A 17643-nucleotide genomic window follows, 5' to 3' on the forward strand; every position below is an offset into this window, starting at 1 on the left:
CAGCTGCTTGGACGTACCCAGAGTCAGCGGGTGCAGACGCGTCCCCGAGCCCCCCGCCAGGATGATCCCCTTCACGAGGATCGACCGTAGCGGCCCGCGCGGCTCCAGGTGCGGCCTCGGGAGCATCGGCAGCCTCAGCCATCACGCACCCCCAGGTATCACGCAGCGCGGCGTCACGGGTCGGTGCCTGCGGCCAGCACCGTCCACAATGGACAGGGATAGCGCCGTCGCACACCGCCGCACACCACCGCAGAGGAGTCGCTCCCGATGCCCGACCCGTCGGACAGCTCGCTGGACCTGGGCTCGACCCGAGACGCGCCCTCGGCCGCGACTGCTCCGCGCCCGGCTCCGCTCGACCTCACGCCCGCCGCGCCCGTGCCGCCCGTCCCCGAGGACGAGGCGGAGGGAATGGTCCCGCTCGACCCGGCCACGCGCTCCGCGCTGGCCGAACGGGCCAGGGCCTTCGTGGCGGACCTGGCCGGCCGCGACCCGCGCAGCCCGGAGTTCCAGCGCAAGATCGACGACGTCGTCCGCATGGGCGAGCGCGAGGTGCGTGCCTCCTCGCAGGTCTCCAACCGGATGCTGCAGCGCCCCTCCACCAGCTCCGCGGGGGCCGCCCGCAGCGGCACCGGACCGGCCGCCGACGCGCAGGCGCAGGTGGCCGACACCCTCGCCGACCTACGCCGCACCGTCACCGAGCTCGACCCGGGCCGGGCAGACCTCAAGGGCCCGCGCCGCCTCTTCGGCCTGCTGCCCGGCGGACAGAAGGTGCAGCGGTACTTCGACCGCTACCAGGACGCCCAGAGCCAGCTTGACGCGATCATCCGCGCGCTCGCCTCCGGCCAGGACGCGCTGCGCCGCGACAACGCCGCCATCGAGCAGGAGAAGGCGGAGCTGTGGGCCACCATGGGCAAGCTCACCGAGTACGTGGTGCTGGCCCGCGCTCTCGACACCGCCACGCAGGAGAAGGTCACCGAGCTGTCGCTCACCGACCCCAAGGCTGCCGAGGCACTCACCGCCGACGCCCTGTTCCCCATCCGGCAGCGCCACCAGGACCTGCTGACCCAGCTGACCGTCAGCGCGCAGGGCTACCTCGCGCTCGACCTGGTGCGCCGTAACAACCTCGAGCTCGTCAAGGGCGTCGACAGGGCCCAGACGACGACGGTCTCCGCGCTGCGCACCGCCGTCGTCGTCGCCCAGGCCCTCTCCCAGCAGCAGCTCGTGCTCGACCAGGTGAGCGCCCTCAACACCACCACCAGCTCCATGATCGACTCCACGTCGCGGCTGCTGCGGCAGCAGACCGCGCAGGTGCACGAACAGGCGGCGAGCTCCACCGTCGACGTCGAGGTGCTCCAGCGGGCCTTCGACGAGGTCTTCGCGACGATGGACGCGATCGACACCTTCAAGCTCCGGGCGGTCGAGAACCTCGCCACCACCGTCGACGCACTGGAAGGCCAGATGAAGCGCTCCCGCTCGTACATGGCCCGCGTCCGCGAAGCGGAGCAGCGTGAGGTCGAGCAGCGCGGGCACGCGACGCCACAGATCGACGACGGCCGATGAGCAGCTCCGAGGACGTGGCACGCAGGGTCTGGCAGGAAGGGAAGGCACAGGTCACGCGGCAGGTGGGCACAGCCGCGCGGCGGCAGGGCTGGAAGGCGCGGAAGTCGGCGTGGCTGCTGCTGCCCGTCGCCGGGCTGCCGTGGGTCGGGTTCGGGTACCTGGCCGCCAAGGCCCGCCGCCCGCAGTGGGCCGGGGCGGCGGCCCTGCACCTGGGGGTCTCCGCGGGTGCGGTCTCGGCGCTGGTGGCCGGTGACTGGTGGACCGTGCTCGGCGTCCTGCTCGCCGGGGGTGGCTGGGGCGCCGGCGTGGTGCACGGCCTGGCTGCCAACCCGCGATGGTTGCGGACGGCCGCCGCGCTCTCGCCGTCGCCGTCGGCGCCCTGGCTGCCTCCGCTGTCCGGATCGTCGTCGCCGTCGTCGTCCTCAGACCTCCTCGGCCCGTCGGGCGTCTCCGGCGCCGAGCTGCCCGGTGACCCGGCCGCGCGGGCCGCGCTGCACCAGATGCACCTGGAGCAGCTGGTCGACGTCGCCGCGCGCGCCGGCACCGCGCTACCGGCTGGGGTCCTCCCGCTGGCACGCGAGATCCACGACGCCGCGCTCCCCATGCTCGCCCGCGCCGCCGGCCGCGGGCGTCCGATGGGCGCGCTCGACCTGTACGAGGTGGAGGCCGTCGTCGGAGAGCACCTGCCAGCCGCGCTCGGCCGCTACCTGGCGCTCCCGCCCGGGTACGTGCCCGACACCGTCGCCGACGGACCCACCCCCGAGCAGGCGCTGCTGGCGCAGCTGCGGTCCATGGTCGAGCTGCTGGCGGAGGTCACCGAGAGGGTGCACGAGCACGACGCCCGCGAGTTGCGCGTCCAGGCGGCGTTCCTCGGTGAGAAGGTTCGCCGCTCGGACCTGGACCTGTGAGCGAGGTGGCGCGGTGAGCAAGGACAAGAAGAAGAACAAGGACGACGACGAGCGCGCCGCCCGGGACGAAGAGCGCGCCATCGAGCGCTACGGCATCGACGAGCGGACGCTCACGCCGATCGGGCTCACCACGCCGGGCGGGAGGTTCGTGCCCGAAGCGGTGGTCAACGTGGTGCGCTTCGTGTGGCTCGGCACGTGGATCGCACTGTTTGCGGGAACCCAGACGACGGCAGCGCTCATCGTGATGTTCGCGTGGATCGCTGCCAACGGCGCCTACGAGAACCACCGCAAGAAGCTGCGGCGCGAGCGCAAGCGGCAGATCCAGCGGCACATCGCCGCTCGCGGTGGTGATCCGACGGCGCTCGATGCGACCGCCGACGTCCCCGCGGCCCTCGCGGGCGCGCCGGCAGTGCCGGCAGCGCCGATCGGTGTGGAGCCGTCGTCGTCCTCAGCACCGGCAGCCCAGCCTGCTCAGGCCGGTCTCTCGGCAAGCCCCGCCGAGCGCGCGCTCGCGCGGACGCTGCGGCGCGTGGAGTCTTCGGATCGCTTCGAGCGGCGCGACGCGGTGCTCGTCGGTGAACTGGCCGACGTCCTCTTTCCGCTGCTCGCCAAGGTCGCCGAGCCGGGCGCCGACCCGCTGGTGCGCCGCGACGTCGAGACGATCGCCACCGAGCACCTGCCTGACAGCATCGACGCGTTCCTCGCGCTGCCGGCCGAGCACGTGCGGACCAGCCGCAACACCGCCGGCCGCACGCCCCTGGAGGAGCTGCGCCGCCAGCTCGATCTGCTGCTCACCGGGTGCGAGCAGCTGCAGGAGGCGGTGCTGCGCTCCGACGTCGCCCGTCAGCAGGCGCAGTCGCGCTTCCTCGAGGAGAAGTTCCGCCCCAGCGGCCTGGACCTCTGAGCGGGTTCCGCAGCGGTGCGCCTCAACTGGCGCGGATCCGCATGATCGTCGAGAGCAGCCCCCCTCTGCCACGATCATGCGGCTGAGCGCCACATCGGCGGGTCAGCCGGCGGCCTCGGCGGCCTCTAGCCACTCCTCCTCGAGCGCCTCCTTCTCGGACAGCAGCTCGCGAAGCTCCGCATCGAGCTTGGCCGCCGCGGCGTAGTCGGCGGCGGACGCGGCGAGCGCGTCATGGAGCTTCGCTTCTCGCTCGGTGAGCTTGGCCAGCTGCCGCTCCAGGCGCGCCACCTCCTTGCGCGCGGCGCGCGCCTCGGCCGCTGACGCTGCGGCGCCGTCCTGGCGCGGACCCGCTTGATCGTCGCGAGAAGAGGGGGACGACGACGAGCCGGAGGCCACCGAGGAGGTGGCCGCGCCCGCGGCCCCCGCGCCGGCGTGGCGCAGCGCCAGGTACTCCTCCACCCCGCCGGGCAGGTCACGGATGGCGCCGTCGCCGAGGAGCGCCACCTGACGGTCGGTGGTCCGCTCCAGCAGGTACCTGTCGTGGCTGACCACCACGAGCGTCCCCGCGAAGCCGTCGAGCACGTCCTCGACGGCGGCGAGGGTGTCGGTGTCGAGGTCGTTGGTGGGCTCGTCGAGCAGCAGCAGGTTCGGCCCACGCACGAGCAACCGCGCCAGCTGCAGGCGGCGCCGCTCACCACCGGAGAGGTCGCGCACGTGCGTCCACGCCCGTGCCGCCGGGAACCCGAGCCGCTCCACCACGGAGGAGGCGGTGAGCTCCTTGCCGGTGGCGACGTCGAGCACGCTGGTCGCCTCGCGCTCCACCGTCTCCAGCACGCGCTGGTCGGCGACGGCGTCGAGCTCGCGTAGATCCTGGCTGAGCACGCCCGTCACCACGGTCTTGCCGAGCTTCACGCGGCCCGCGTCGGGCTGCACCTGCCCGAGCAGCAACCTGAGCAGGGTGGTCTTGCCCGAGCCGTTGACGCCGACGATGCCGATCCGGTCACCCGGTCCGAGACGCCACGTGACGTCGTCGAGAAGTACCCGCCGCTCCGCGCCCTCCCCCACGGCCAGCGACACCCCCTCGACGTCGACGACGTCCTTGCCCAGCCGGGCCGTAGCCGTGCGCGACAGCGCGAACGCGTCGCGCGGCGGCGGCTCGGCCGCGATGAGCGCGTTGGCCGCCTCGATGCGGAACCGAGGCTTGCTCGTGCGCGCCGGTGCACCGCGGCGCAGCCACGCGAGCTCCTTGCGGAGCAGGTTGTCGCGCCGCTCCGCGGTCACCGACGCGATGCGGGCGCGCTCGGCACGGGCGAGCACGTACGCCGCGTAGCCGCCGTCGTAGGAGTCGACGACGCCGTCGTGCACCTCCCACGTCTTCTCGACGACGGCATCGAGGAACCAGCGATCGTGCGTGACCACCACCAGCGCGCCCTGACTGGGCTGCCAGCGCGTGCGGAGGTGCTCGGCCAGCCATGCGACACCCTCGACGTCGAGGTGGTTGGTGGGCTCGTCGAGGAGCAGGACGTCGTCGTCGCCGGCCATGAGCCGCGCCAGCGCGACGCGGCGCCGCTGCCCGCCCGACAGCTGCCCCACCAGCGCCTCCGCGCCGCCGGGCGCGGCGGCGGGTCCTTCGAGCATGTCGCCGAGCAGCCCGTCGAGCACCGACCGGATCCGCGCGTCGGAGGCCCAGACATGGTCGGGGACATCCCCCACCACGGCGCGCCTCACGGTGTGCGACGGGTCGAGGTCGTCCGTCTGCGACAGCACCCCGAGCGTGGTGCCACGGCTGCGCGTCGCGCGGCCCCCGTCGAGGGTCTGGGTGCCGGCCAGCACCCGCAGCAGCGTCGACTTGCCGTCGCCGTTGCGCCCGACCACACCCACGCGGGCGCCGTCGTCGAGGCCCAGGGAGACGCCGTCCAGCACGGTGCGGGCGCCGTGGATGACGGTCGCACCCTCGAGGTTCAGGAGGTGGGCCACGCCCCCATCCTCCCCGAAGGGGCGGAGGTCACCTGACGGTCGGGTGCGAGCCCGTCGACGGGTGGAACGGGGACGGCGCCACCGGGTCGACCTGGCGCGCGCCGTGCACGGGCCCGGTCACCCGGCGCACGTCGGAGGCGAGCCCCGACGCCGTCAGCGCCACCGCCAGCTCCAGCGCGGCCGACCTGTCGGGCACCAGCAGCGCCACGGTGGGCCCCGACCCGGAGACGAGGGCTCCCAGCACGCCGTGGTCGTGGCCGAGGTCGAGGATGCGGCGCAGCGGCGGACGCAGCGAGCAGGCGGCGTCCTGAAGGTCGTTGACGAGGGCCGCGCCGAGCGCCGCGGGGTCGCCGCTGCGCAGCGCCTGTGCGAGCCCCGCCGGCACCTCGGGCTCGAGGTCCGGTGGGCGGAGCCCTGACGCGGCGACCAGCCTGTCGTGCTCGCGGTACACGCCCGGGGTCGACAGGCCCTCGTCGGCCAGCGCCAGCACCCAGTGGAACTCCCCGCGGGCGAGCACGGGGGTGAGCTGGTCACCACGGCCCACCCCGAGCGCGGTGCCCCCCATGAGTGCGAACGGCACGTCGGCGCCGAGCTCAGCGGCCATGGCGTGCAGCTCGTCGCGGCCGGCTCCGGTGCCCCACAGGAGGTCGCACGCGAGGAGGGCGGCAGCGGCGTCGGCCGATCCGCCCGCCATGCCCCCGGCCACCGGCGCGCTCTTGCGGATGGACAGGGCGACGTCGGCGGGAACGCCCGCGCGCTCGGCGAGCAGGTGCGCGGCGCGCACCGCGAGGTTGGACGCGTCGAGCGGGGTGGACACCGCGCCCGTGCCCCGCACCGACACCGTCACACCGGTCACGCCGTCGCGCGGCAGGGAGGCGCTGACCTCTTCGAAGACCGACACGGCCTGGTAGACGCTGACCACGTCGTGGTAGCCCTCGTCGTCGAGGGCACCGACGCGCAGCGCCAGATTGATCTTGGCGGGCGCTCGGACCACCACACGCCCCCCGGGTGCTGTCACCCGGCGCACCCTACGGGACGGCGGATGGGGGGCAACCGCTCAGTACGCGCCGCGACTCCGCACGACGGCTCCGAACGTCTTCCACAGGATCATGAAGTCGAACATGAACGACCAGTTCTCGACGTAGCGCAGATCGAGCCTGACCGACTCGTCCCAGTCGAGGTCCGAGCGTCCGTTGATCTGCCACAGACCTGTGAGGCCGGGCTTGACCATGAGCCGACGGCGGGCGTCGTCACCGTAGACGGCGACCTCGCGAGCCAGCGGCGGTCGCGGGCCCACGAGCGACATCTGACCGACGAGCACGTTGAACAGCTGCGGCAGCTCGTCGAGCGAGAGGCGGCGCAGCACACGACCGACGCGGGTGACGCGGGGGTCGTGCTTCATCTTGAACAGCACCGCGTTGCCCTCGCTGGCGGTCGCCAGCTCCCGCAGGCGCGCTTCGGCGTCGACCACCATGCTGCGGAACTTCAGCATCGAGAAGGTGCGGCCCTCCAGGCCGACCCGCTCCTGGCGGAAGAACACGGGCCCGCGGCTGTCGAGCTTGACCGCCACGGCGATCCCGATGAGCACCGGCGCCAGCACGAGGATGCCGGCGGCCGCGGCCGTCCTGTCGACGGTGCCCTTGAGCAGGCGGCGGAAGCCCGTGAGCTCGGGGCGCTCCAGGTGCAGCAGCGGGAGTCCGCAGACCGGGCGGATCGCCACACGAGGTCCCACCACCTCGGTGACCGCGGGGGCCACGTACAGCTGCGTGTGCGACTCCTCCAGCGCCCAGCCGAGGCGACGCAGGAAAGCACCATCGACGTCGGCGGTGGGCAGGATGGCGACGGCGTCGACGCCGTGCTCCAGGCTGATGCGGGCGACGTCGTCCAGGTCACCGAGAACAGGGACGCCGAGCGCGGCGAGCGCCCGCTCCTCCATGGCTTCACGGGCACCGCGCAGAGGCGGCAGGCAGACGCCGGCGACCTCCATGCCGTGGTACTTCGCACGGCTGATCTGGCGGACCATCGCGAGCACGCCCTCGCGGTGCCCGGCCACGATCACCGACTGCATGTGCAGGCCCTGCTCGCGCTGGGCGTGCAGGCGACGGCGGAGCACGTAGCGCAGGACGATGACGAGGACCGTCCCCAGCGGGATGGCGAAGAGCACGTAGCCGCGCGCGATGTCGAGCTGGAAGGCCCACGAGGTGGCGCCGACGAGGGCGAGCGTGAAGATGCTCGCCCGGAGCACCCTGTCGAACTCCTCGCTGCCGAGCGCCATGAAGCGCGCCTCGTAGGCGCGGTGGACGAACAGCGCGGCGAACCAGGCCACGGGGACGATCGCCAGCATGACGAAGCTCTCGAAGGCGTGCGCCTCCTCCGAGGCGAACCGCAGCGCGAAGGCGAAGATCGTGGACGCGAGGATCGCCACCAGGTCGGCAAGGACCACGCGGCGCTGATAGGCCGGGGCCCAGTGCGTCTCGGGATGCGCGACGCGAGTGATCCGCCCTGGAAGATCAAGAGGATCTGCCACCAAGCGCGCTTGGACCGTCATGCACGTTCTCCCGTGTTCATGAGACACCCAGCGACGTCGACCCGACACCGGGTGCGCCGCCGCTGGAGCCCCAGGCCCCTATTCATACCCCTCGCAGAGGGGACCCGGGTGGACAATTCGCGAATCTTCATGGGCCCGCCGGCCCATCTGCGGCGACACGCCGCGCCTCGGCGAGACGGGCGAAGGCGCTCACGTCGAGGCGCTCCCCGCGCAGGGTCGGGTCGATCCCGGCCACCCGGCACAGCTCCTCCGCGGTGGCGGGCGAGCCGGCCCAGCCGGCCAGCGCCGCGCGCAACGTCTTGCGGCGCTGCCCGAAGGCGGCGTCGACAACGGCGAAGACCTCCTCGCGGGAGGCGCTGGTGCTGGGCGGGTCACGGCGCACGAGGCGAACGAGGGCGCTGTCGACGTTCGGCACCGGCCAGAACACCTGCCGCCCGACGCCGCCGGCCATCGTCGCCTCGGCATACCAGGCGGCCTTGACGCTGGGCACCCCGTAGGCCTTGGACCCGGGCGCCGCGGCCAGCCGTTCGGCCACCTCGGTCTGCACCATCACCAGCACCTGCTGCAGCTGCGGGAAGCGCGCGAGCAGCGTGAGGATCACGGGCACGGCCACGTTGTACGGCAGGTTCGCCACGAGCTTGGTGGGAGCGCCGGCCGGTCCCACCGCCTCGCCCGCGAGCGCCGGCAGCTCAGTGACGTCGAGGGCGTCCGCCCGCACCACCTGAAGGTGGGCAGCCAGCCCGCCGTCCGGGTCGGCGGCGAGGTCGGGCCTGCGGGCCGCGATCGTCGCCGGGAGCTCGGCGGCCAGTCGGTCGTCGATCTCGACGACGACGACGCGCGCGCCCGCCGCGAGCAGCGCCAGCGTCAGCGACCCCAGCCCGGGGCCGACCTCCAGCACCACGTCGCCCGGCTGCACACCGGCCTTGGCGGCGATGCGGCGCACGGTGCCGGCGTCGTGCACGAAGTTCTGCCCCAGCTGCTTGGTCGGGCGCACGCCGAGACGGCCCGCCAGGGCCCGCACGTCAGCGGGGCCCAGCAGGCCGTCGTCGGTCGGTGAGTCGTCCAGGGGATGCAGGCTAGACGGCCCCGTGGGGGCGCTCAGCGCAGGCCGAGCTTGCGGGTGCAGGACGGCCAGGCGCCCCAGCCCTGGGAGGCCTGGACCTTGGACGCGATGGCGATCTGCTGCTCTCGGCTGGCCTGGTGCGGGAGCCCCGTGCCGCCGAACGCGCGCCACGTGCCGGCCGAGAACTGCAGGCCGCCGTAGTACCCGTTACCGGTGTTGATCGACCAGTTGCCGCCCGCCTCGCACTTGGCGAGCGAGTCCCACACCGAGCCTCCGCCGACGGCGGGCGCGGCCGGCGGGGCGGGGCGCTCCTTGGTGCCGGTCACCTGGACCTGCGTGACGGGCGCGGTGACGACCTTCGGGGCACCGACCTGGTCCTTGGAGACCTCGTGGCCGTCCTTGGTGACAATCTCGAAGGTGGTCTGCTGCTTGCCCTTGACGCCCTTGGTGGTGACGTCGGTCTCGCCCTTGTAGAGGTCGGCCGACTCGGTGCTCTGCGTCTCGAAGGGGATGTCCGAGTCTTCGGTGACCGTGGTCTTCACGACGCGCACCACCTGCAGCGCCGTGCCGTCGGTGACCGCGTCGGACAGGCCCACGGAGACCTCGTCGTCGGGGCCGAGGGTGACGCCGGCCTCGGTGAGCAGGTCGCCGTAGGTGACCGCGGTGGAGGTCACGGGCGTGCTGCCGCCGTCGACGGTGACCTGGACGGTCTTGGGGGTGCTCACCGTGAGCGCCATGCCGGTGCGGCCCAGCGGCTGGGAGCGGGACGCGGAGATCGCGGCGCCTTCCGCGCGGACCTGCAGGTCGTAGAGTGCGTCGCCCACGGTCAGGGCGGTGGTCCAGCGGGTCTCGGTCTTGCCGTCCACCGTCAGTGTGATCGGGCGGGCGTGGCGCACGACGATCGTGTCGCCGTCGTCGACCTTCGCGTGCTGCGGGAGGGAGACGGCGTCGCGGCTGCCCAGCTCGAGGTCCGCGGCGGACAGGGCCGCGTCGACGGTGGTGCCGAACATGCGGACCTGCTGGGTCTGCCCGTCGACGTCGAGGTTGACAGTGGTGTCGTTCGCTGCCCACGCGGCGGTGCCGGCGACGAGGGCGGTGACGACGACGGCCTGGCCCGCGATGCGGGTCGCCCGGCCGGAGGGGATGAGGCGCACGAGGTCCCTAGCTTCGGTGTCCCCGGGCACAGGAACCGGACGGCGCTCACGAGCGGCAGCCGGGCGGCGAGGAGCGCGCGCCGGCGGCTCGGCCCGGCGGCGCCCGTGGTGGCTGGGAAGCGGGGCGAAGTCGCGGGAGGAGTCGTCGTCCGGGACGTCTCCGATCCCGGCTGTCGGAGTCCGACCGTAGGTGGACACGTCCGATTCGTCCATCCCGTGGCGACGAGGCCGTGGAATGTTGAAGGACTCTTTACCTTCCCACGCCTCATCTGCGGCGCACCCGGGGGGAAGGGTGACGGTCGGTGTGGACATCACCACTGACCGTAGAGGTATTCACTGCTCAACCCCAGTATTCCCACAAGTTCACTCACGTCGTGTCGCAGCTCTTCCGCGATCACGCGAACGGTCAGGGGCACTAGGTGGCTCGCGTTCGGGCGTCCGCGGTACGGCACAGGGGTGAGGTACGGGGCGTCGGTCTCCACCTGGAGGATGACGGGCGGCACCGCCCGGACCGCCTCGCGGAGGACGTGGTTGTTCTTGAAGGTGACCGTTCCGGCGATGCTCAGGTACCAGCCGTTGTCCGCGCAGACCTTCGCCATGGCGGCGTCTCCGGAGAAGCAGTGGAACACCACGCGGTCGGGAGCTCCCTCGGCGCGGAGCACGTCGAGCACCTCGGTGTGGGCGTCGCGGTCGTGGATCTGCAGGGTCCGTCCGGTGCGCTTGGCGATGGCGATGTGCGCGGCGAAGCTGTCCAGCTGCGCGCGGCGAGCGTCGTCGTCGTCCCAGTCGGTGCGGAAGGAGTCCAGGCCGGTCTCCCCCACCACGCGGATCCGGTCGTTGCCGGTGACGAGGCGCTCGACCTCCGCGAGAGCGGCGTCGAGCTGGCCGGCGCGGGCGAGCTCGGGCGCCTCGTTGGGGTGGACGGCCACGCCGCCCAGCAGCTGCGGCCAGCGGCGCACGGCGCGGTCGGTCCAGGTGCGGGCGGCGGCGTCGCAGCCGATCTGCACCGCGCGCGGCACGCCCGCGGCCGCGGCGGCGGCGAGGAGGCGGTCGACGGTGGCGTCGTCGAGGTGGTCGAGGTGGGTGTGGTCATCGACAACACCGCCCACGCCACTGCCAGCCGGGCCGAGGGTCAGCGGCTCCGGCACCGGCGGGTACCCCTCCGGCAGCTCCAGGCCCGCTCCCACCCCACCGTGATCATGGATCTCCGCCACCCCTCCACCCTGCATCAGGCCCCACGGCCCAGGCAGGCGGCTTCCGCCTCCTGAGGCGACATTCCGCCCCTTGGCGCGGATTCCGGCCCCATCGGCGGGCCTGATGGGGCCGGAATCCGCGCCGAGGGGCGTCACCTGCAGCCCGGAGCCTCGCGTCACCAGCGCAGCCCTGCCTTCCTCAGCTCGTCGCTGATCCAGCGCACTACATCCCTGGGCTGCGCCATCACCTCGCGCGAGGAGACCACCACCTGCGTCCAGCCGTGCTCGCTAGTGCGCCGGTTGCGGCGGATGTCGCTCTCGTGCTGCAGCTCCGCGGCGTGGTGAGGACCATCGATTTCGACGGCGACGCGCACCGACTCCCACTGCAGATCCGGCCAGATCTGCGCCCTGCCCGTGCGCGGGATCGGCGCCGCGTAGTGGCTGGCCTCCGGCAGGCCCGCTCGCTGCAGAAGGAGTCGTAGCCGAGTCTCGACCGGTGAGCAGACCTCGTAGCGCACCTGGTCCAGGACCTTGCGCGCCGCCGCCTGCTGTTCCATCGGGAGCCTGTCGACAGCAGCCGACATCGCCTGGCGATGGTTCTTAAGGCGTCGCAGTACGGCGTCTCCGAGGGCGATCGCGCTCTCCTCGTCGAGATCAGCACACCTGTCAGCCCACAGGTCCTCGAGCGCAGGCAGTCCGACGTCGCCGATAACCCACCGACCGCAGGCGGGGTGGATGGGGTGGTGACGCACGACGATGCCGTGCCGCTCTGGGCCGCGCGTCCCCGCTGGAACAGCGATCGTGACGTCACCGTCCATCGCAGGTCGGGCTCCGAACGGCGTCGGCAGGCCAAGGATCTCCACAGCGTTAGCGCCGGTGACGACGCTCCCCGGAGGCGCCGCGAGCAGCGCGCACTGCGCGCGCAGCAGCAGGGTCCATCTCAGCCCGGTGCTGACGCGGACTCCCCGGAAGGGCGCCCGGAGGTCGGATGACCTCATCCGCTTGTCGCTCACCCCCAGCTTCCGCGCCTCGGCGACCGTGAACGGGCGGTAGCGCAGCTGGGCGGGGAGGGGAGTCCTGACGTGAGGCACCTCCGCACCGTGGCGCAGAGTGGACCGGCGCTGCTGGGACGGAGGCGCCGCCTGTGGATAGAGCTCTTCCAGTGCCGCGCCGCCCCATCAGCCGACTTTCCGCCCCATCAGCCGACTTTCCGCCCCATCCAGGGTTTTGAAGGGGCGGAAAGTCGCGCCAAGGGGCGTAAATCCGCCCGAAGGGGCGGCATGGGCAACACCCTGGGTCAGGAGTCTCCGCGGAGGCGGGCGAGCTCCTCTTCGACCACGGACTCGTCGAGCTTGGTGAAGATCGGCGACGGCGCCGCGACCGGCGTCCCCGGGACGATCGGCCGGGGCTCCCACGCAGGCGCGGACGAGTAGTCACCGGTGATCACGGGGTACGCGGGGCCGCCGTCGAGGTCGTCGACCTCGGCGATGACCGGCATCGGCTGGAACTCGCCCTCCCCTCCGAGCGCGCGGTGCACCAGGGAGGAGGAGTGCGGCAGGAAGGGCGAGAGCAACGTGTTGAGGTCGACCACGGCCTGCGCCGCCACGTGCAGCACCGTCTCCATGCGCGCCGGGTCGGTCTTCTTCAGCTGCCACGGCGCCTGCGCCGCGAGGTAGCGGTTGGCCTCTCCGGCCAGGCGCATCGCCTCGGTGATGGCCGCCTTCTGCCGGTGCCCCTGGATGAGCGAGCCCACGGTGGCGAAGCCGCCGCGCACTGCCGCGAGCAGCGCCTCGTCGTCGTCGGTCAGGTCTCCCGCCGAGGGGATGGAGCCCACGTTCTTGGCGATCATCGACGCGGTCCGGTTGACGAGGTTGCCCCACGTGGAGACCAGCTCGTCGTTGGTGCGCCGGAGGAAGGCGTCCCAGGTGAAGTCGGAGTCTTGGTTCTCCGGGCCTGCCACGGCGATGTAGTAGCGCAGCGCGTCGGGCTGGTAGCGGGAGAGGAAGTCGCGCACGTAGATGACCACGCCGCGCGAGGAGGAAAACTTGCCGCCCTCCATGGTGAGGAACTCCGAGGAGACCACCTCGGTGGGCAGCTCGAGCGCTCCGTACTCCCCGGCCGACCCACCGCGCGCGCCGCGGCCGTTGTAGCCGAGCAGCTCCGCCGGCCAGATCTGGGAGTGGAAGGTGATGTTGTCCTTGCCCATGAAGTACGAGGACCGCGCCGAAGGCGTTGACCACCACTGGCGCCACGCCTCCGGGTCACCGGAGCGCCGCGCCCACTCGATGGACGCCGACAGGTACCCGATGACGGCGTCGAACCAGACGTAGAGCCGCTTGTTCGGCTGGTCCTCCCAGCCGGGCAGCGGCACCGGGATGCCCCAGTCGATGTCGCGCGTCATGGCGCGGGGGCGCACGTCGTCGAGGAGGTTCAGCGAGAACTTCAGCACGTTCGGCCGCCACGCGCCGGCCGCGTCACGCCCGTGCAGCCACTCCCCCAGCGCCTCGGCGAGCGCCGGTAGGTCGAGGAAGAAGTGCTGCGACTCCACGAACTGCGGCGTCTCACCGTTGATGCGCGAGCGCGGGTCGATGAGGTCGATCGGGTCGAGCTGGTTACCGCAGTTGTCGCACTGGTCACCGCGCGCCGAGCCGTAGGAGCAGATGGGGCAGGTGCCCTCGATGTACCGGTCGGGCAGGGTGCGACCCGTCGACGGCGAGATGGCGCCCATCGTCGTCTGCTCGACCATGTACCCGTTGCGGTGCACGGTGGCGAACAGCTCCTGCGCCACGGCGTAGTGGTTGCGCGTGGTCGTCCTGGTGAACAGGTCGTAGGAGAGGCCCAGGGCCACGAGGTCTTCGACGATGATCCGGTTGTTCTTGTCCACCAGCTCGCGCGGGGTGATGCCCTCCGCCTCGGCCTGCACGAGGATCGGCGTCCCGTGTTCGTCGGTGCCGGAGACCATCAGCACGTCGTGGCCCGCCATCCGCATGTAGCGGCTGTAGACGTCGGAGGGCACACCGAAACCGGCGACATGGCCGATGTGGCGCGGGCCGTTGGCGTACGGCCAGGCGACGGCGGACAGGACATGGGTCATGCAGCGCAGGGTAGTGAAGAGCGTCCGAGTGGGCTGAACTCCACGAGGTCGGCAGGAGAAGTGCCCAGATTGCCCCATACTCCTCACGGACAAGGACTGGCGAGCGGCGGGGGTAGCCACGGATGGACATGAACAGGGACAAGAAGCCGCGCGCGGTCTCCCGGCGACTCTTCACCACGGCGGTGGTGTCCGTCCTGGGCGTCGGCGCCGTTCCGCTGAGCGCGGCACAGGCGGCCACACCGTCCCCGAGCCCCAAGCTCCCCAACGAGTACTACCGCAAGAGCAACCAGGTTTCCCTGAACACGAAGGTCCTGTTCGACGATATCTCCGTCCGGATCCAGGGGGATGCCGCTCGGCTGTTCGTCCCTCAGACCGTGAAGCCGGGTCAGCCAGTCCGTGTGGTGTGGCTCTACCACGGCGCTGGGAGTGACCAGAACGCTATCGCCGGCGGGTTCAAGTCGACGGCGCACCTCATCGTCGAGCGGGGCGCCATCGCGATCTGCCAGAACGCCGGCGGCACCAAGTACTCCCACCCGTCAGCGCAGGCCATCCAGGTCGCGGGGTGGCAGTGGATCTCCTCGGTCTACGACGTCCGCTCGAACACGCTCCGCGCCACGTCGGGCGGTGGCGCCTTGGCCTGCGAGACGCTGGGATCGTCGCTGATCCCGCTCATCTCCGGCATGTACAACGTCAATGCCGTCTACGACCTCGAAGCCCTCTACAACGGTGACGGGCGAGACCGGGCCAGCATCATCGGCGCCTTCGGAGACGACCCCGCCGCGATCCACGCGGCGAATCCCGCTCGCCTCCCGCAGAGTGCCTGGGCTGGCAAGACGCTTCGGATCGTCGTGTCGCAGCCGGACTCCTCCGACAGGACCGTGCCTCCAGAGCAGCACGGCCTGGCGCTGCTCGCGCTGGCGTCGCCCGTGGCCGCGGAGGCCACCCTGCGCACGCACTCGAATGGCCACAGCACGCCGGGCTTCGCCGATCCCGACTTCATGGCGGCGTTCGCCCGGTGGGCTCCCCCGCCGCCCATGGCGGACACCACTGCCCCCACGGTTACCATCACCGCCCCCACCGCCGGCGCCACCCTCACCGGCACCACCACCCTCAGCGCCACCGCCAGCGACGACGTCGCCGTGACCGCCGTGACCTTCACCGTCACCACCGGCGCCACCACCCGCACCCTGACCGCCACCAACAGCGGCACCGGTACGACGTGGTCGGCCCCACTGGACACGACCACCCTGGCCAACGGCACCACCACCATCACCGCCACGGCCACCGACGCCGCCGGCAACGCCACCACCACCGCCCCCGTCAGCGCCACCATCACCAACGCCGACACCGTCGCACCCACCGTCACCATCACCGCCCCCACCGCCGGCGCCACGGTCTCGGGATTGGTCACCGCAACCGCGACCGCCTCGGATAACGTCGGGGTGACATCGGTGAAGTACTACGCCAACGGGCGCTTCGCTGGCTCCGCGACGTTGTCGGGGGGCCTGTGGAGGCTGGGGCTGGACACGCGGAAGTTCGCGAACGGCAGCTACACCATCACCGCGGTTGCGGCTGACGCCGCTGGCAACACCGGAACATCCCCGGGAGTCACGATCGCAGTCCGCAACTGAACCTTCCGGGACTCAGCTCCGAAGGACCACAGTCCCACCTCGACCCGCTCAGCCTCAGCTCTGCTCCTCCGTGAGCCCCCGTCGCCCCGCGACGTCCCCGCCGCTCGTCGATCGGAGAGACTCGTGTCCCGCCGCAGGCATCCTCCTGCCCTGCTCGCCCCACTGTGGAGTCGCCGCAACATCGCCCTGCTCGCAGCAGCTGTCGTCGTCGTCGCGGGTGGGGCGGTGACCGCCGCGACGTGGGTCAGCGCCGCACCAGGCCCGGTACAGCTGACAGCGGCGACCACCTCAGCCGACCTCGCACCGGTGAGCTCGGCATCCGACATGCGCGTCGTCGCTGAGCCCTGGTCGGACGGCGCTTCCATCGAGTGGACGCCCGTGCTGGGCGCCCTCGGCTACGACGTCTTCCGCGTCAACGGCACTCCTGACGAGGTCAAGGGCACAACGACCGGCTGGGTGCGCGTCAATGCCGACCCGATCACCGATTCCTCCCTGCGCGACGCAGGCCTCCGTGCAGGCCAGCCGGTCACGTTCAGCGTCAAGCCGCGCTACAGCACGGTGGTGCCGTCCGCACTCAGGCGACCGGACCCGAATCTGCCGATGGCGAGCACCACCCCCGTCGAACCGCTCGCTGCCTACCGCGCTGGCCTCACGGCGACATGCCCGTCGGCCTCGGCTGTCCCCGGCACGGTCGTCGGCACCAGCGCGCAGCTGTCGTCCGCCCTGTCGAAGGCTGCCCCTGGCGGGGTCGTGCGGCTGAAGGACGGCGTGTACACCGGCACCTTCCGCCTGAGCGTCCAGGCCACGGGCAGCAAGCCGTTCTGGCTGTGCGGCGGGCCCGGGGCCGTGCTGCAGACCGGAAACACCGGCAGTGGCAGCGCCCTGCGCATCGACAGCTCGAGCTGGGTGGGCCTGGCTGGCTTCAGCGTGCGGGACTCGATGCAGGGCGTCATGGTCAAGAGCACCTCGAACCTCGTCGTGGCGAACCTGAACATCTCCAACATCGGCTACGAGGCCCTGCATGTCTACGCGCAGTCGAGCGACGTGGTGCTCCGCGACAACAGCATCACGGACACCGGCGTCAAGGACGTCGCTTACGGCGAGGGCATCTACATCGGCACGTCGGACCGGCGCTGGGGCGAGGTGACCGGCGGTCAGCCGGATGCCACCACCCGCGTGGCCGTCGTGCGGAACACCATCGTCAACGCTGGCGCAGAGCCCATCGAGGCCAAGATGGGCACGACGAACGGCGTCATCCAGGGCAACGTCATCAGGGGGCATCAGCCCGCGTCACGCGCCATCGGATGGATCCTCGTCACCGGCAACGACTGGCTGATCAAGAAGAACCAGGGCGAGGACGCCGTCACCAACGGATACGTCCTCATGCGCCAGGGCACGGAGTACGGCCACGACAACTCGGTCGTGACGAACACCGGCGCCGTGAACGCCTCGGGATGGGGTGTGCTGCTGCAGAACCCGGGCTCACCGCCGCCTGCCGGAAGCATCGTCGGCTGCGACAACGACCTGAGCGGCGCCGCAGCGGGCGAGATCACCGGGAGCTGCCAGAACTGATCAGTGGCTTTCCGGCGCGCCGTCAGGCGCGCCGGAAAG

Annotated in this window: 14 protein-coding genes; 5 read left to right on the forward strand and 9 right to left on the reverse strand. The window is 71.9% G+C overall.

Annotation, left to right across the window (positions count from 1 at the left end; translation table 11 throughout):
* The coding region (locus tag BXY45_RS24775; RefSeq protein WP_342799580.1) for a sugar phosphate nucleotidyltransferase at positions 1-126 on the reverse strand (126 nt) is incomplete at its 3' end.
* A gap of 141 nt (positions 127-267) precedes the next feature.
* Between BXY45_RS24775 and BXY45_RS18305 the strand changes: the two genes are divergently transcribed.
* The 3 genes from BXY45_RS18305 to BXY45_RS18315 are packed head-to-tail and all read left to right on the forward strand — an operon-like array spanning position 268 to position 3372.
* Positions 268-1560, forward strand: coding sequence for a toxic anion resistance protein (locus BXY45_RS18305; protein WP_109775977.1), 1293 nt, complete (start codon positions 268-270; stop codon positions 1558-1560).
* Positions 1557-2468 (forward strand): hypothetical protein, encoded by a 912-nt coding sequence (locus tag BXY45_RS18310; RefSeq protein ID WP_109775978.1) that lies wholly within the window; start codon positions 1557-1559, stop codon positions 2466-2468. Before BXY45_RS18305 ends, BXY45_RS18310 begins: the two co-directional genes overlap by 4 nt.
* A gap of 13 nt (positions 2469-2481) precedes the next feature.
* Positions 2482-3372: a hypothetical protein gene (locus BXY45_RS18315; RefSeq protein WP_109775979.1), complete on the forward strand. Its 891-nt coding sequence runs from the start codon at positions 2482-2484 to the stop codon at positions 3370-3372.
* A gap of 102 nt (positions 3373-3474) precedes the next feature.
* Here BXY45_RS18315 and BXY45_RS18320 read toward each other — a convergent pair whose 3' ends face one another.
* The 8 genes from BXY45_RS18320 to metG all read right to left on the reverse strand — a co-directional run bounded on the left by BXY45_RS18320 (position 3475) and on the right by metG (position 14401).
* Positions 3475-5349: an ABC-F family ATP-binding cassette domain-containing protein gene (locus BXY45_RS18320; RefSeq protein ID WP_109775980.1), complete on the reverse strand. Its 1875-nt coding sequence runs from the start codon at positions 5347-5349 to the stop codon at positions 3475-3477.
* Between the two features lie 28 nt (positions 5350-5377).
* Positions 5378-6367: a 4-(cytidine 5'-diphospho)-2-C-methyl-D-erythritol kinase gene (locus tag BXY45_RS18325; RefSeq protein WP_211319733.1), complete on the reverse strand. Its 990-nt coding sequence runs from the start codon at positions 6365-6367 to the stop codon at positions 5378-5380.
* 39 nt (positions 6368-6406) lie between these two features.
* A complete protein-coding gene (locus BXY45_RS18330; RefSeq protein WP_245961914.1) occupies positions 6407-7792 on the reverse strand; it encodes a sugar transferase in 1386 nt (461 codons plus the stop codon).
* 232 nt (positions 7793-8024) lie between these two features.
* Entirely contained in the window at positions 8025-8963 is a 939-nt protein-coding gene (gene rsmA, locus BXY45_RS18335) for a 16S rRNA (adenine(1518)-N(6)/adenine(1519)-N(6))-dimethyltransferase RsmA (RefSeq protein WP_211319735.1), read from the reverse strand.
* 32 nt (positions 8964-8995) lie between these two features.
* A complete protein-coding gene (locus BXY45_RS24615; RefSeq protein WP_170131600.1) occupies positions 8996-10312 on the reverse strand; it encodes a resuscitation-promoting factor in 1317 nt (438 codons plus the stop codon).
* Between the two features lie 113 nt (positions 10313-10425).
* On the reverse strand, positions 10426-11328 hold the full coding sequence (locus BXY45_RS18345; protein ID WP_245961916.1) for a TatD family hydrolase: 903 nt from the start codon (positions 11326-11328) through the stop codon (positions 10426-10428).
* A 155-nt stretch (positions 11329-11483) separates the two neighbouring features.
* A complete protein-coding gene (locus BXY45_RS18350) occupies positions 11484-12398 on the reverse strand; it encodes an endonuclease domain-containing protein (RefSeq protein WP_109775985.1) in 915 nt (304 codons plus the stop codon).
* 206 nt (positions 12399-12604) lie between these two features.
* Positions 12605-14401, reverse strand: a complete 1797-nt coding sequence (metG, locus tag BXY45_RS18355; RefSeq protein WP_109775986.1) for a methionine--tRNA ligase — start codon at positions 14399-14401, stop codon at positions 12605-12607.
* Between the two features lie 122 nt (positions 14402-14523).
* Here metG and BXY45_RS22975 point away from each other — a divergent pair, with 122 nt between their 5' ends.
* On the forward strand, positions 14524-16032 hold the full coding sequence (locus tag BXY45_RS22975) for an Ig-like domain-containing protein (RefSeq protein WP_119700387.1): 1509 nt from the start codon (positions 14524-14526) through the stop codon (positions 16030-16032).
* 123 nt (positions 16033-16155) lie between these two features.
* Positions 16156-17604 (forward strand): right-handed parallel beta-helix repeat-containing protein, encoded by a 1449-nt coding sequence (locus BXY45_RS18365; RefSeq protein ID WP_109775987.1) that lies wholly within the window; start codon positions 16156-16158, stop codon positions 17602-17604.
* The last annotated feature ends 39 nt before the right edge of the window (positions 17605-17643 follow it).

The sequence above is a fragment of the Quadrisphaera granulorum genome, from assembly GCF_003149145.1.
GTDB classification, from domain to species: Bacteria; Actinomycetota; Actinomycetes; order Actinomycetales; family Quadrisphaeraceae; genus Quadrisphaera; species Quadrisphaera granulorum.

What these genes read in the sequence shown, in the direction of transcription:
- BXY45_RS18305 (WP_109775977.1), top strand. Translation starts at nt 268, where the DNA reads ATGCCCGACCCGTCGGACAGCTCGCTGGACCTGGGCTCGACCCGAGAC.
- BXY45_RS18310 (WP_109775978.1), top strand. Translation starts at nt 1,557, where the DNA reads ATGAGCAGCTCCGAGGACGTGGCACGCAGGGTCTGGCAGGAAGGGAAG.
- metG (WP_109775986.1), bottom strand. Translation starts at nt 14,401, where the DNA reads ATGACCCATGTCCTGTCCGCCGTCGCCTGGCCGTACGCCAACGGCCCG.
- BXY45_RS22975 (WP_119700387.1), top strand. Translation starts at nt 14,524, where the DNA reads ATGGACATGAACAGGGACAAGAAGCCGCGCGCGGTCTCCCGGCGACTC.